The sequence below is a fragment of the Nocardia sp. FBN12 genome (assembly GCF_054031145.1).
Map to the genome: position 1 here is coordinate 1109941 of NZ_CM132926.1, position 13419 is coordinate 1123359.

Here is a 13419-nt window from a genome sequence, read left to right on the forward strand (position 1 = left end):
TCTAGCTATCCATAACGGATAGTATAGCTATCTATCTCTGGGAGATTCGCATGTCTGTCCTGACCGTCCCTTCGCTGCCCCGCCCCAACGCCCCGCTGCATCGACCGCTGATGTATTTCGCCGCCGTCAACGCTGCGCTCGTAGTGGTCGGACTGATCGGGATGCTGGTCGACGACCGCGTGATCGCCGGGTCGACCGCCTGGTTCAAGCCGACCAAGTTCGCGATCTCGTTCGTGTTCTACAGCGTGGCGCTGGCCTGGTTGATGTCGTTGCGGCCCAAGCCTTCTCGGCTCACCTCGTGGATGGCCACGGTGATCGTGGTGACCGGCGTGATCGAACAGGTGATCATCTTCGGGCAGGTGATCCGCGGCACGCGCAGCCACTACAACATGACCACCGCCTTCGACGGCGCCCTCTGGGTGATCATGGGATCCAGCATCGTCATCCTGTTCCTGGCAACCCTGGTGATCGGCATCGGGCTGATGCGCGCACGTCTCGGCGACGCCTCGGTCACCTGGTCGATTCGTCTCGGCATCGCGATCACGTTGGTCGGGTTGGCACTGGGAAATCTGATGCCGCAACAGGAATCCGGCGTCGAGGGTATCGCGGGCGCGCACACGGTCGGAGCCCCCGACGGCACACCCGGCATGCCGCTGACCGGGTGGAGCACCACCGACGGTGACCTGCGCATCCCGCACTTCTTCGGCATGCACGCCCTGCAGGCATTGCCCCTGCTCGCCGCACTACTGGTGTTCTCGGCGCCGCGGATCCCCTTGTTGCGGTCGGTGCGCGTGCGACTCGGCTTGATCATCACCGCGTCGGCGGGTTACGCGGCGGTCCTCGCCCTGGTCACCTGGCAGGCACTGCGTGGTCAGCCCCTGATCCACCCTGATCAGGCCACCCTCACCGCCGCGGCCGCGATTCTCACCGGAGTCGTTGTCGGAGTATTGATCTCGGTCGCGAGCGCGACCGACCTTCGAAAGGTAGCCACCGCATGAGCACCCTGTTCGATCTGTCGTTCTTCGTCACGGTGCCGTTCTGGGCCTTGATGATCTTCGCCCCGACCTGGCGCTTGACCCGCGCGATCATCTCGTCACCGTGGATTGTGCTGGTGCCCTTGGTGGTGTGGGCGATTGTCGCAGTCCCGGTGCTGGGTGCGCTGTGGTCGCTGGTGACCTCGCCGTCCTTGGCCGCCATCACCGACGCCGTCGCCGACCCCGCTGTGCTGACCGCGCTGTGGGCGCAGATCATCGCCTGGGACCTGTTCCTCGGGCGCTGGATCTACCTCGACAGCCGCGAGCGCAACGTCCACCCACTGCTGATGGGCCCGCTGCTGGTCGGCACGATCCTGTTGTCGCCCATCGCCTTCCCGATCTACCTGCTGGTGCGTGAGGTCACCCAGCGTGGTACTTCACCGGTGCCGCAGACGAGTTCGGTCAGCGCGTAGCATGCCGAAGTGTCGAGCACCGAGGAAGACCTACGAGGCACTGGTCAACCTCGACGGCATCGTCCTGCTCGCCACCGGCAACGCCGCGCTGGTCGCCCACGACGGCGTGGTGACCAGGCCGGTCACCGGCCTGAGCCCGTGCGAACTCGCCCTGGCCTGGCGTCGCGACGACAACCGCCCACTCGTGCGGGGCTATGTGGCAGCGTGCGTACTGGCCACCTCGCGGTGACCAGCCGCTACAACGGCATCAGGCGATGTTTGCGCGGGGCCTGCTCGATGTGTTTGTCGCCGAGCAGGCGCAGTGCCTTGCGGATTTCCAGGCGGGTGGTCGAGGGCTCGATGACCGCGTCGATATAGCCGCGTTCGGCGGCGATCCACGGGGTGGCGACGGCGGCGTTGTAGAAGTCGACCATCTGCTGACGCACGGCGGGCCGCTCGGCCTCGGGGACGGCGGCGAGCTGTTTGCGCTGCGTCAGGCCGACCGCGGCTTCGGCGCCCATCACCGCGATGCGCGCGGTCGGCCAGGCGAGGTTGATATCGCCGCCGAGCTGCTTGCAGCCCATCACCGCGTAGCCGCCGCCGTAGGCCTTGCGAACCACGACGGTGATGATCGGGACGGTGGCCTCGACGACCGCGTAGAAGAACCGGCCGCCGCGTTTGATGACGCCGATCTTCTCCTCCTCGACACCCGGCAGTACGCCCGGTGTGTCGACCACGAACACCAGCGGAATCTCGAACGCGTCGCAGAGCCGGATGAAGTGCGCGGCCTTGTCCGACCCGCGCGCGTCGATCGCGCCGCTCGCCACCAGTGGCTGATTGGCGACGACACCGACACTGCGTCCGTCGACCCGTGCGAATCCGGTGATCAGATTGCGCGCGGCGCCGTCGCCGACCTCGTGGAACTCGCCGTCGTCGAAGATCCGCAGCAGCACCTCGTACATGTCGTAACCCATGCGGTCGGAATCCGGTATGAGCGAATCCAGTTCGCGATCGGAGTCGGTGATCTCGGGCTCGAGACCGGGATTGACCAGCGGTGCCCGCTCGTAGCAGTTCGACGGCATGAAGCTCAAATAGGTTCGCGCCCACTCGAATGCGGCCTTCTCGTCCACCGCCACATGGTGGATGTTGCCGTTGTGCGCCTGGTTGAACGCGCCGCCGAGCTCGTCGAGAGTCACTTCCTCGCCGGTGGTCTCGCGGATGATCTCGGGACCCGTCACGAACATGTACGCGGACTCGGTCGCGATCAGCACATCGGTGTTGATCGGCGAATACACCGCGCCCGCAGCGCATTTGCCCAACATCACCGACACCTGCGGCACCACCCCCGACAGCCGGGTCTGGCGCCTGCTCATCTCCGCGTACCAGGCCAGCGAGGTGACCGCGTCCTGCACCCTGGCGCCACCGGAGTCGTTGATCGCCACGAACGGGCACGCGATATCGGCCGCCAGATCCATCGCCATCGCGACTTTGCGCCCGAACATCTCACCCACCGAACCACCGAACACGGTCTGGTCGTGCGCGATTACCACGACCGGGCGCCCGTCGATCCGGCCGTGCCCGGTGACCACACCGTCACCATAGAGACCGTCGGCCGCACCCGGCTGCTTCACCAATGCGCCGATCTCGGTGAAACTGCCCTGGTCGAGCAGTATTTCGATGCGTTCGCGTGGGCTGGGAATTCCCTTCGCCGCCCGCTTGGCGATCCCCGCGTCCCCCGCGGGTTCCCGCGCGGCCGTCAGATTGTTCCGAAGCTCTTGCAGTTTCGCAGCAGTAGTCGACTCCACCACGCACGCCCTTCCTCGTCCTGGTCGAGCTCTCCTTCATCGGTTCGCTAGAGCGTAGCGCCGAGGGGCGCGCCGCCGTCAGCGGCACGTCGGCGGCGGTACCTGACGAATCATGCCGGATCGTCGCCGGTGTCCGCGGTGTGGCCGCCGAACGCGATGCGCAACTGGCCGAGCAGCACCTTCGCGGCCGGGTTGAGTGGGCGGTCGGTGCGCCACACGAGTGCCAGCCTGCCGTGGATTCGCGGGGCGACGATGTCGAGTGTCCGCACCGCGAAGTTTGCTGCCTCGGCGAGGGTGAGCGCGGGGACGATCGCGGTGCCGAGACCGCGCGCGGCGAGTTCGAGCAGGAACGGTGGAGCGGCCGCCTCGAAGGCGATGTCGGGGGTGAAACCCGCTGCCGTGCACGACCGTTCGAAGACACCACGCAGGCCGGTGCCGCGGGTGAGACAGATGAGGCGCCGGTCGGCGAGGTCGGCCACGGCGATGGTGCCAGCCGACTCGGCGGGATCGACGGGTGCGTCGCGAGCGACCGCGGCGGCGAGGGTGGTCTCCAGGATGACCTCCACGCCGACCCCGGAACCGATTGGGGCGCCGGTCAATCCGGTCAACGCGATATCGAGCTCGTCGTTTTCGATGGCGGCGAGCATCCTTTCGGTGGTGTCCTCGGTGAGGCTGATCCCGACCTGTGGATGATCGTGATGGAAATCGGCGAGTACTCCTGCGACATCGAACATCTCGAACGCCGCACCGGAGATCATTCCCAACCGGACCTGACCCCGCAGCAGCCCCGTGAACTCCTGCACGGTCTCGCCGATCCGGTCGGCCGCGGCCAATGCGGCCCGCGCGTGTTCGAGGACGGCGGCGCCGATTTCCGTGAGCGTCACGGTGCGGGCGCCTCGGTCGAGTAGCGGCTGCCCGAGCTCGCGTTCGAGCTGACGGATCTGGGTGCTGAGACCCGGTTGGGCCAGGTGCAGGCGTTCGGCGGCCCGGGTGAAGCCGCCTTCGTCGACGACCGTTACGAAGTAGCGCAGCTGCCGCAATTCCATAACTATCGATTATACGTATCAGAAGAACTATCTCTTTTACTTACTTATCGATCCCGCGCACAGTCGAAGACATGACCGATATCGCGACGCAATCGACCTTCGCAGGCCCTGTCTTCACTCCCGGCGACACCGGGTACGCCGAGGAGATCGCCGGCTTCCAAACCGCCTATACCCACCGTCCCGCCTTCGTGGTCGGCGCCCTGCACGCCGAGGATGTGCGGGCGGCGGTGGAATTCGCCGCGCGGCACGACCTTCCGGTCGCGGTGCAGGCCACCGGGCACGGACTGTCCGTGGCTGCCGATGGCGGCGTGCTCATCACGACCGGCCGGATGGACGCCGTCACCGTCGATCCCAGGGCCCGCACCGCGCGCATCGGTGCGGGAGTGCGGGCGGGGGCACTGGTCGAGGCGGCCGCTCGGTACGGGCTGGCGCCGTTGAACGGGTCCTCGCCGTCGGTGGGGATGGTCGGGTATGTGCTCGGGGGTGGGCTCGGGCTGTTGGCTCGGGAATTCGGTTATGCGGCAGATCATGTGCGCTCGTTGGACCTGGTGACTGCCGATGGCAGGATGCGCACACTCACGCCCGAAGACGAATTGTTCGGGGCGGTACTGGGTTCGGGCGGGAACTTCGGTGTGGTGACCGGGCTCGAACTCGATCTCGTGCCCGTCACCGAAATCTACGGCGGGCAGCTGGTTTTCGATACGCCGCTGGTCGATGCGGCGCTGGAGGCCTGGCGCATTTGGACCGCGACCGTGCCGAGCGAACTGACTTCCACGATCGCCGTGGTGACCTATCCCGATATCCCGCCCGTGCCGGAATCGTTGCGCGGCCGCCACGTTGCCTCGATCCGGATCGCCTTCGACGGGCCGGACGAGGAGGGGCAGCGGTGGGTCGCGCCGTTGCGGCAGCTCGGACCTCGGCTGAGTGATGACCTGCGCACCATGCCCTACGCCGAATCGCACACTATCCACAGTGATCCGCCTTTCCCGCATGCTTACGCCGCGACCAACGCCTTGCTCTCGGAGCTGACTCCAGAGGGGCTGTCCGCGCTGCGCACGTTGACCGCGCCGGGCGGGTCGGTCGACGCGGTCATCGACATCCGTCATCTCGGTGCGGCTCTCCGGCACGGTGGCGCGGCGTCGATCGATCATCGCAACGCCGACTACATCGTGCGGGTGATCACCGCGCCCGGCGAGGGCGACTCCGCGCCCGAAGGCCTCGCGGCGGTCCGAGAGGTGTTGGCGCCGTGGATGATCGGGCACAGTCTCGCGTTCCTCTACGGCGCGGGCGGTGCGGCCGACGATGCGCAGACCGCGGCCGGATACTCCCCGGACACCTACCGCTGGCTGGCTGCGGCCAAGGCGAAGTACGACCCGCGGAACATGTTCCGCGCCAACCGGAATATCGCTCCCGGCTCCTAGCGCGGCTTGCTCAGCCTCCCGATATCTACTATCTTAGTGATATCACTCAGATATCGGGAGGATGTCATGAAGCTTCGGTCCGCATTCCGCGTCAACGGGTTCGCTGTCTTGCTGGGGTGGCTGGTGTTCACCTTGTTGCTCGGCGCCGCCACCGTTCTCGCGTTCATTTCCGCCACCAAGAACGACGGTGGCGCACTGGCTTGGACCGGCGCGGTAGCCGCCATCGTCGCGATGCTGGTCGTCTCGTTGCTCGCCACCGGGCTGATCATCGTGAATCCCAACGAGGCCAAGGTCGTCACCTTCTTCGGCCGCTACATCGGCTCGGTCAGTGACCCCGGGTTCTTCTCGGTGGTCCCGCTCACCGACCGCAAAACCATCTCGCTGCGGGTACGTAACTTCGAGACCCAGAAGCTCAAGGTCAACGACGCCGACGGCAATCCGGTCGAGATCGCGGCGGTCGTGGTCTACAAGGTGGTCGACAGCTTCAAGGCGGCCTTCGCCGTCGACGACTACGAGGAGTACGTCGAAACCCAGTCCGAGGCGGCGGTGCGCCACCTCGCCACCACCCACCCCTACGATGCCCACGACGACGCCCGCACCAGCCTGCGCGACGGTGCCGAGGTCGCCGAGGAACTCACCGTCGAGCTGCGTGAACGCACCCTCACCGCGGGCATCGAGGTGATCGAGGCCCGCATCACCCACCTCGCCTACGCCCCCGAGATCGCCCAGGCGATGCTCGTGCGCCAGCAGGCCGCCCAGGTCGTCGCCGCCCGGGTCCAGATCGTCGAAGGCGCCGTCGGCATGGTCGCCCTCGCGCTCGACCGCCTCGCCGAACAGGGCACCGTCGAACTCGACGAGGAACGCAAGGCCAACATGGTCTCCAACCTGCTCGTCGTACTCTGCGGCGACCGCGCCATCCAGCCGGTAGTCAACACCGGATCCCTCTACGCCTGAGCCGCCCCGTGACCCAGCCGAAGAAGGACCCCAAAAAGATCCTGCTGCGGCTCGACCCGGCCGTCCATGAGGCAATAGCCAAGTGGGCGGCCGACGACCTGCGCAGCATCAACTCCCAGATCGAATACGCCCTGCGCCTCGCCCTCGACCAAGCGGGCCGAAAACCCAAGCGCGACTAGCGGATCGATCCCGCCGTGTCAGCCGACCCCGAGAACGCGGGAGAGGAGGCGCTGGCGGGTTCGGGTTCCGGATTTGGCCAGGATGGCCTTCACGTGATCGTTGATCGTGTGTTCGGAGAGGAACAGTTCCGCTGCCAGTTCGCGGGAATCCAGGCCGGTGGCCAGGAGGGTGAGGACCTGGGATTCCCGGGCGGAGAGGGCGTGGGCTCGGGCGAACAGGTCGAGGCGTTCGGTGGCGGTGCTCGGTTCGAGGGACACGGCGATGTCGGTGCCGATACGGTCGGCTTTCACGGTGAGCCAGCGGTTGCCGCCCAGGTGGACGCGGGAGGTCGCGGGGCCGACGGGGGTGCCCGCCTCGGTGGCGAGGAGGGCGGCGGCCGCGTTGTAGACCGAGGCGGGGACGGGGGGAATCGGTTCGTCCGGGGGGAGTAGGCGGAGCAGCGAATCCGCGGCGGCTGCCGTTTGGGAGCGCACGCGCAGGGTGTCGTCGAGGAGTACGACGGCGGGACCGAGTGGCGCGAGCCGGGCGTCGGTTTCGACGAAGGTGGCGCCGACAGTGTGGCGCAGGCCGGCGGTGACTGTGGTTGTCAGCGCACTCAGTGCGGCGAGTTCTGCTGCGGTGAAAGGGGATTCGGTGCAGCGGAGAAGTTCGAGGAAGCCCCAGCAGCCGTAACGGTCGGCGAAGGTGATGGTGGCGGAGTCGGTGATGCCGAGATCGCGCTGCGCGGCGCGCCACAGCAGGGAGCGGTCGGGGTCGCCGTCGGTGGCGCCGAGCAACGAGTGGGCACCGGTGCCGCGCAGTGTGTCCCAGCGATTCAGTGGGGTGAGGTAGCGGGCGCGGATCAAGTCCGGCAGGAGCCCGAGATCGAGACCGGGGACATCGGCCAGTGGTGCCGTCGCCACCGCGGTGACGGGATCGGTGAGGGCGAAGACATGACCGGCGAACGGGATCGTCGCGCGGATCTCGATCAGCACGAGTTCACGGAGTCGTTTGGCGGAGTGATCGGTGCGGCACAGACGGCCGATCCGGTCGGCCAAGGTGCTCGGCACTTTCCCAGTCTACGGCGGAAGACCCCCAGGATCAGGGATGTCGGCGATGCATCGGACCGGTCGACCATGGAGATACCCATTCGGCACGACAACGGAGGCCATCATGACCGTCACCCTGCACATCGACAACACCGTGCGCGACTACGACGACTGGAAGGCCGCGTTCGACCAGTACGAGCGCTTCCGTGCCGACAACGGCGTACGCGCCTACCGCGTCGGCCGGCTCGACGGCGCGCAGGCACGCGTGCTCATCGACCTGGATTTCGACGACCGCGCCGCCGCCGAAGCCTTTCGCACCGCCTTGGCGACCGTGCTCGCCACCCCGCGCAGCCGCGCGATGGTGATCAGTCACGAAGCCTTGCTGGTCGACTTGGTCGACGAGCGCGTTTCTCCCCTGATCGGCGCGCCGGGCGCCCCAGGGGGACAACCGAACTCGTAACCGCCGGTAAATTGATCCGGTGCCCATCTCGTTCGACATTCCTGGAATGCAACAGTTGGACGACACGACCTGGGGGAATCCGGCCACTCGTGACGTCGTCGCGCTCAACTATGTCAACGGCACGCCCGATCTGCCCGCCCGCCTGCACGACCTGAAACGGTTGCGCAGGCGGCTGGCCGAGCATCACGCGCGCACCGGCTGCCTGATCGAGGCCTTCGTGGTGTGGGTCGACCAGTTGCCCGCCTTGCTCCGGGTGGAGAAGACACAACTGCCGGGTCCGCGCGGTGAACTCGTTTTCGCCGCGTCGATCGTGGTGCCCAAGGACCGGTGCTCGGCGGTGTTCCAGATCATCTGCCCCGAGACCGGGGTGCCCGGCGCGCGCGAGACCGCGATCGGGCGGCAGGTCCGTCGCACCGAGATGTGCCCGCCGCACCCGTACGCGCCCGGGCTGCGCGGACGGTTGCCGTATCTGTTGTCCGACGACGTTCGTTTCGATGCCGAGTTCCCCGATCACGCGCTGACCAGGGCGCGCCGCTGGATCGCCGACACGGTGCCCAGCGTGCGGGTCGACCCGTCCTTCGCGGTGCTGCCGGAGTTCTAGGGCTTCTCGGCGATGAAGATGGCGGTCCCGGGGAAGATCTGCCCACGCAGGGGCGACCACTGACCCCATTCGCGGTCGAGCCACTCCGGCCAATCCGGTTCGACGATGTCGACCAGGTGCAGGCCGGCGCCGACGATCTCGCGGACCCGGTCGCCGATCGTGCGATGGTGCTCGACATAGGTCGGTACGCCGTCACCGTCGACCTCTACATAAGGAGTGCGGTCGAAATAGGGGATCGTGGCCGTGAGACCCGCCTCGCCGGGGTCGTCGGGGAAGATCCAGCGCATCGGATGGTTCACCGAGAACACCCAGCGCCCACCCGGCCGCAATACCCGCGCCACCTCGCGCATCACCAGCGCCGAATCGGCGACGAACGGCACTCCGCCGAACGCCGAGCAGGCCAGGTCGAACGTCGCGTCGGCGAAGGGCAGCGCCTCGGCGCCCGCCTGGACAAGGGGTACCCGCGGTCCGCCCTGATCCATCGCGGCCACGCCACGCTCCAGCATCCCCATCGATATATCGAGCCCGACCGGGAACGCGCCGTGCCCGGCCAGCCACCGCGAGCACGGCGCCGACCCGCAGCCGATCTCCAAGATGGTCTTGCCGGTCACGTCACCGAGGAACCCCATGTCACCCTCGTGCAGACCCTCCGGGCACCACACGAACTCGCCGCCGGGGGAGTCGACGCCGAGGAAGTCGGCGTGGGTCTGGTGGTACTGCTCGGCGTCGGCGTCCCACCAGCGGCGATTCGCGCGCTCGCTGTCGCGCGAGTCGATCTTGGTTCGGGTGGTCGCTGAGGTACCCAGCAGCGCGTTGGCCTGCGCGTGGCGTTCGTCGTCGGACACGCCGCACAGGGTATCGGCGCGGCGCGGGGGGTGGTTTGCCCGGCTCCGCGCCGGTCGCGTAGGCTGATGCACGCTGTAGAGGGACGCTGAATTTGATCAGCGGCAAGTGCGACGGTCCGTGCGATACTTTACCGGTATCCCTTCGTCGCGTCGTCGCGGTGATCTCGCAGCGTACCGAAAGATCCAATGTCCGCAACCGACCACAATCCGTCCGGAGCAAACCCACATATGCCCACCACCGTCACCTCGCCGCAGGTAGCCATTAACGACATTGGCTCCGCCGAGGATTTCCTGGCCGCCATCGACGCAACGATCAAGTACTTCAACGATGGTGACATCGTCGAAGGCACCATCGTCAAGGTCGATCGTGACGAGGTCCTGCTGGACATCGGTTACAAGACCGAAGGCGTCATCCCCTCCCGCGAGCTCTCCATCAAGCACGACGTCGACCCGAACGAGGTCGTTTCCGTGGGCGACGCGGTCGAGGCCCTGGTCCTCACCAAGGAGGACAAGGAAGGCCGCCTGATCCTGTCCAAGAAGCGGGCGCAGTACGAGCGCGCGTGGGGCACGATCGAGGAGCTCAAGGAGAAGGACGAGGCCGTCAAGGGCACCGTCATCGAGGTCGTCAAGGGCGGCCTGATCCTCGACATCGGTCTCCGTGGCTTCCTGCCCGCCTCACTCGTCGAGATGCGTCGTGTCCGCGACCTCCAGCCGTACGTCGGCAAGGAGATCGAGGCCAAGATCATCGAGCTCGACAAGAACCGCAACAACGTGGTTCTGTCGCGTCGCGCCTGGCTCGAGCAGACCCAGTCCGAGGTCCGCAGCGAGTTCCTGCACCAGCTCCAGAAGGGCCAGGTCCGCAAGGGCGTCGTGTCCTCCATCGTCAACTTCGGTGCCTTCGTGGACCTGGGTGGCGTCGACGGCCTGGTGCACGTCTCCGAGCTGTCCTGGAAGCACATCGACCACCCGTCCGAGGTTGTCGAGGTCGGCAACGAGGTCACCGTCGAGGTTCTCGACGTCGACCTGGACCGCGAGCGCGTCTCCCTGTCGCTCAAGGCGACCCAGGAAGACCCGTGGCGTCAGTTCGCCCGGACCCACGCCATCGGCCAGATCGTGCCCGGCAAGGTCACCAAGCTGGTTCCCTTCGGTGCCTTCGTGCGCGTCGAAGAGGGCATCGAGGGCCTGGTCCACATCTCCGAGCTGGCCGAGCGCCACGTCGAGGTCCCGGACCAGGTTGTGGCCGTCGGCGACGACGCCATGGTCAAGGTCATCGACATCGACCTCGAGCGTCGTCGTATCTCGCTGTCGCTGAAGCAGGCGAACGAGGACTACAACGCCGAGTTCGACCCGTCGAAGTACGGCATGGCCGACAGCTACGACGATGCGGGCAACTACATCTTCCCCGAAGGCTTCGATCCCGACACCAACGAATGGCTCGACGGGTTCGACAAGCAGCGTGAAGAGTGGGAAGGCCGTTACGCCGAGGCCGAGCGTCGCCACAAGATGCACACTGCCCAGATGGAGAAGATGGCAGCCGACGCTGCCGCCGAGGCCGCCGCTGGTGGTCCCGTCGCGGGCAACTACTCCTCCGAGACCGGTGGCAGCGCGCCTGCGTCCACCTCCGGTGCGGCCGAGTCCACGGGCGGCTCGCTGGCCAGCGATGCCCAGCTCGCGGCTCTGCGGGAGAAGCTCAGCGGCAACGCCTGATTCAGCGGCAAACGCCTGAATCGACAGCTACACAACCGAAGGCCCTGGTCCACATGGACCGGGGCCTTCGGCCTTTTCCGGGGTGATCGTGTTCAGCGGCCGACGGTGAAGCGTCGCTGGAGGTGACGCGGGTTGTCGACCTCGTCGAGGAGCGCGACGGCGAGGTCCTCGGCCGAGATATCGGTGTCGGAGTCGAGAAGCTGATCGCCGCCGAGTCGATAGCGACCGGTGCGCGGCCCCGGTTCGATCCGCCCCGAGGACGGGCTCAGATAGGTCCAGTGCCGATTGGACTGACGATAGACATTCAGCGCATCGCGGCCGGCGAGTACGGCTTCGCGATACTCGGCCGGTACTCGCAGTTCCTCGGTGAGCACCCGGGTGAAGTCCGGTGTGTCGACCAGCTGCAGGCCGGGGGCGACCTCCAAGCTGCCGCCACCACCGACGACGACCAACCGGATGTCCGGATGTTGTTGCAGCGCACCGACCATCGCCCGCGCGCCGACGACGAAGTTGCCTGCCTTGGCGATGGTGTCGGCGATGCCGTGCCCCGCGTTGACCGCGCTGATCACCACGTCGAGCCCCTCGATCGCGGCGGCGATGCTGTCGGTGTCGAGCCAATCGGCGGCTCGCCACGTGGTGTCGCCCTGCTCGGCGGGAAAACGGGCGCCATCGCGGGTGAACGCCGTCACCCGGTGACCTCGATGCTGTGCTTCGGCAACCACTCGGGAGCCGATGACGCCGGTCGCGCCGAATACTCCGATGTTCACAATGACCTCGGTTTCTCTTCAGGGTTCGTTTACTACACGCCGTTCAGTAACAGCACGGCTGATAGTAGACGAACGCTGTAAGGTGTCAACCGTGGTCGAGGTGAGGAATCGGCGTGAGCGATTGCGCGAAGAAGCGACAGCGGAGATCAAGGCGATCGCGTTGCGGCTGTTGGCCGACGGTGGTCCCGACGCGATTTCGTTGCGCGCCATCGCCAGAGAGATGGGGATGACCGCCGGGGCGCTGTACGGATACTTCCCGGCTCGGGACGACCTGATCACCACCTTGATCGCCGATGTCTACACCTCGCTCGTCGACCGGGCCGAGGCCGCGCGCGATGCGGTGCCCGAGGCCGATCCGGCGGGGCGGATCGTGGCCTGGGGCGAGACTGTCCGGGAGTGGGCGGTCGCCAATCCCGCTGGGTTCAAGTTGATCTACGGCGATCCGGTCCTGGGTTACCAGCCGCCGTCGGAGGGGCCCGCTCGCGAGGCGGAGCTGCGTGCGTGCAGCGGATTGGTCGGCCTGGCCGCGGCGGCCTGGCCGCACGCGGCGGCCTCGCAGACCATCGGCGCACCGGCGTGGCCGGATTTCGATCCCGCGCTCGTCGATCACGTGCGCGGTGAATTCCCCGATCTGCCACCCGCGGGATTGGCTCTCGCGCTGCGGATGTGGGGGCGCATGCACGGGTTGCTCGCATTGGAGATCTACGGTCATCTCGGGCCTCGGGCGCAACAACCGGACAAGCTCTATCGAGCGGAGATGCTCGATCTGGTCCGTTCACTCGGGTTGCGGGAGTAGGGCACTGGACCCGGCTGCCGGCGGATCACCGGCGGTGCGTTCGCCTCGCGGGCGGTCCTCAGCTCGCGGCGGCGGGTGACCAGTAGCCGGCGGGCATGCTGGGTCGTTTGCGTATCGCGGCGAAGCTGTGTCTGGCGGGGGAGAGCAGGGCGGTGAACCAGGAGCGCCGGTATTCGGCGAGAGTTGCTGCCACAGCGGGGAATTCGATGCAGTGCACGCCGCCCGGCATACCGAGGCGGTGGCGAGCCGCCCGGTGGTTCCTGGTACTCATGATCATCCTGTCGGTAGTCGTGCGGCCTTCTCGCCCGCGCGGAAGATTAATCCACGCGACGCGCCCGGCCCGGGATCTTCCGCCGCTCCGGGCATGGGCGTGTCGCAGGTGC

The 13419-nt window shown here is 67.0% G+C and carries 16 protein-coding genes; 10 read left to right on the forward strand and 6 right to left on the reverse strand.

Annotated elements, in window-relative coordinates; translation table 11 throughout:
* Positions 1-50 precede the first annotated feature (50 nt).
* From ACWZHB_RS05560 to ACWZHB_RS05570, 3 genes are read left to right on the forward strand one after another with little or no spacing between them, the layout of a single operon-like run.
* Entirely contained in the window at positions 51-998 is a 948-nt protein-coding gene (locus tag ACWZHB_RS05560) for a hypothetical protein (protein WP_427906846.1), read from the forward strand.
* Positions 995-1447: an ABA4-like family protein gene (locus tag ACWZHB_RS05565; RefSeq protein WP_427906847.1), complete on the forward strand. Its 453-nt coding sequence runs from the start codon at positions 995-997 to the stop codon at positions 1445-1447. The genes ACWZHB_RS05560 and ACWZHB_RS05565 overlap by 4 nt, the downstream gene beginning before the upstream one ends.
* 1 nt (position 1448) lies before the next feature.
* On the forward strand, positions 1449-1676 hold the full coding sequence (locus tag ACWZHB_RS05570; RefSeq protein ID WP_427906848.1) for a type 2 periplasmic-binding domain-containing protein: 228 nt from the start codon (positions 1449-1451) through the stop codon (positions 1674-1676).
* Positions 1677-1683: 7 nt separating this feature from the next.
* On the opposite strand, the gene ACWZHB_RS05575 is transcribed toward ACWZHB_RS05570, so the two are convergent.
* Both ACWZHB_RS05575 and ACWZHB_RS05580 read right to left on the reverse strand, forming a co-directional pair.
* Entirely contained in the window at positions 1684-3231 is a 1548-nt protein-coding gene (locus tag ACWZHB_RS05575; protein ID WP_427909091.1) for an acyl-CoA carboxylase subunit beta, read from the reverse strand.
* A 110-nt stretch (positions 3232-3341) separates the two neighbouring features.
* Positions 3342-4277 carry a LysR family transcriptional regulator gene (locus ACWZHB_RS05580; RefSeq protein ID WP_427906849.1) on the reverse strand — a complete coding sequence of 312 codons (936 nt, stop codon included), beginning with the start codon at positions 4275-4277 and terminating at the stop codon, positions 3342-3344.
* Positions 4278-4348: 71 nt separating this feature from the next.
* Between ACWZHB_RS05580 and ACWZHB_RS05585 the strand changes: the two genes are divergently transcribed.
* The 3 genes from ACWZHB_RS05585 (at position 4349) to ACWZHB_RS05595 (ending at position 6831) form a co-directional block, all read left to right on the forward strand.
* The gene (locus ACWZHB_RS05585) at positions 4349-5698 is read left to right on the forward strand and encodes an FAD-binding oxidoreductase (RefSeq protein WP_427906850.1); all 1350 of its coding nucleotides are present in this window, start codon (positions 4349-4351) and stop codon (positions 5696-5698) included.
* Positions 5699-5764: 66 nt separating this feature from the next.
* Positions 5765-6652 carry an SPFH domain-containing protein gene (locus ACWZHB_RS05590; protein ID WP_427906851.1) on the forward strand — a complete coding sequence of 296 codons (888 nt, stop codon included), beginning with the start codon at positions 5765-5767 and terminating at the stop codon, positions 6650-6652.
* A gap of 8 nt (positions 6653-6660) precedes the next feature.
* Entirely contained in the window at positions 6661-6831 is a 171-nt protein-coding gene (locus ACWZHB_RS05595) for a toxin-antitoxin system HicB family antitoxin (protein ID WP_143875908.1), read from the forward strand.
* Between the two features lie 18 nt (positions 6832-6849).
* Here the strand turns inward: ACWZHB_RS05595 and ACWZHB_RS05600 are convergent, their stop codons facing one another.
* Positions 6850-7881, reverse strand: coding sequence for a helix-turn-helix transcriptional regulator (locus ACWZHB_RS05600; protein ID WP_427906852.1), 1032 nt, complete (start codon positions 7879-7881; stop codon positions 6850-6852).
* 103 nt (positions 7882-7984) lie between these two features.
* Between ACWZHB_RS05600 and ACWZHB_RS05605 the strand changes: the two genes are divergently transcribed.
* Both ACWZHB_RS05605 and ACWZHB_RS05610 read left to right on the forward strand, forming a co-directional pair.
* Positions 7985-8320 (forward strand): hypothetical protein, encoded by a 336-nt coding sequence (locus ACWZHB_RS05605; RefSeq protein WP_427906853.1) that lies wholly within the window; start codon positions 7985-7987, stop codon positions 8318-8320.
* Positions 8321-8366: 46 nt separating this feature from the next.
* Positions 8367-8921 (forward strand): hypothetical protein, encoded by a 555-nt coding sequence (locus tag ACWZHB_RS05610; protein ID WP_427906854.1) that lies wholly within the window; start codon positions 8367-8369, stop codon positions 8919-8921.
* On the opposite strand, the gene ACWZHB_RS05615 is transcribed toward ACWZHB_RS05610, so the two are convergent.
* Positions 8918-9766 carry a class I SAM-dependent methyltransferase gene (locus tag ACWZHB_RS05615; RefSeq protein ID WP_427906855.1) on the reverse strand — a complete coding sequence of 283 codons (849 nt, stop codon included), beginning with the start codon at positions 9764-9766 and terminating at the stop codon, positions 8918-8920. The genes ACWZHB_RS05610 and ACWZHB_RS05615 overlap by 4 nt on opposite strands.
* A 228-nt stretch (positions 9767-9994) precedes the next feature.
* Between ACWZHB_RS05615 and rpsA the strand changes: the two genes are divergently transcribed.
* On the forward strand, positions 9995-11473 hold the full coding sequence (rpsA, locus tag ACWZHB_RS05620) for a 30S ribosomal protein S1 (RefSeq protein WP_427906856.1): 1479 nt from the start codon (positions 9995-9997) through the stop codon (positions 11471-11473).
* Between the two features lie 92 nt (positions 11474-11565).
* Here rpsA and ACWZHB_RS05625 read toward each other — a convergent pair whose 3' ends face one another.
* Positions 11566-12240, reverse strand: coding sequence for an NAD(P)-dependent oxidoreductase (locus ACWZHB_RS05625; protein ID WP_427906857.1), 675 nt, complete (start codon positions 12238-12240; stop codon positions 11566-11568).
* A gap of 91 nt (positions 12241-12331) precedes the next feature.
* Here ACWZHB_RS05625 and ACWZHB_RS05630 point away from each other — a divergent pair, with 91 nt between their 5' ends.
* Entirely contained in the window at positions 12332-13036 is a 705-nt protein-coding gene (locus tag ACWZHB_RS05630) for a TetR/AcrR family transcriptional regulator (protein ID WP_427906858.1), read from the forward strand.
* 58 nt (positions 13037-13094) lie between these two features.
* Here ACWZHB_RS05630 and ACWZHB_RS05635 read toward each other — a convergent pair whose 3' ends face one another.
* Positions 13095-13307 (reverse strand): hypothetical protein, encoded by a 213-nt coding sequence (locus tag ACWZHB_RS05635; protein WP_427906859.1) that lies wholly within the window; start codon positions 13305-13307, stop codon positions 13095-13097.
* Between the last annotated feature and the right edge of the window lie 112 nt (positions 13308-13419).

Coding starts and splice junctions, on each gene's coding strand:
- ACWZHB_RS05570 (WP_427906848.1), top strand. CDS start 1,449: ATGCCGAAGTGTCGAGCACCGAGGAAGACCTACGAGGCACTGGTCAAC.
- ACWZHB_RS05610 (WP_427906854.1), top strand. CDS start 8,367: ATGCAACAGTTGGACGACACGACCTGGGGGAATCCGGCCACTCGTGAC.
- ACWZHB_RS05635 (WP_427906859.1), bottom strand. CDS start 13,307: ATGAGTACCAGGAACCACCGGGCGGCTCGCCACCGCCTCGGTATGCCG.
- rpsA (WP_427906856.1), top strand. CDS start 9,995: ATGCCCACCACCGTCACCTCGCCGCAGGTAGCCATTAACGACATTGGC.
- ACWZHB_RS05580 (WP_427906849.1), bottom strand. CDS start 4,277: ATGGAATTGCGGCAGCTGCGCTACTTCGTAACGGTCGTCGACGAAGGC.
- ACWZHB_RS05590 (WP_427906851.1), top strand. CDS start 5,765: ATGAAGCTTCGGTCCGCATTCCGCGTCAACGGGTTCGCTGTCTTGCTG.
- ACWZHB_RS05605 (WP_427906853.1), top strand. CDS start 7,985: ATGACCGTCACCCTGCACATCGACAACACCGTGCGCGACTACGACGAC.
- ACWZHB_RS05560 (WP_427906846.1), top strand. CDS start 51: ATGTCTGTCCTGACCGTCCCTTCGCTGCCCCGCCCCAACGCCCCGCTG.
- ACWZHB_RS05565 (WP_427906847.1), top strand. CDS start 995: ATGAGCACCCTGTTCGATCTGTCGTTCTTCGTCACGGTGCCGTTCTGG.
- ACWZHB_RS05585 (WP_427906850.1), top strand. CDS start 4,349: ATGACCGATATCGCGACGCAATCGACCTTCGCAGGCCCTGTCTTCACT.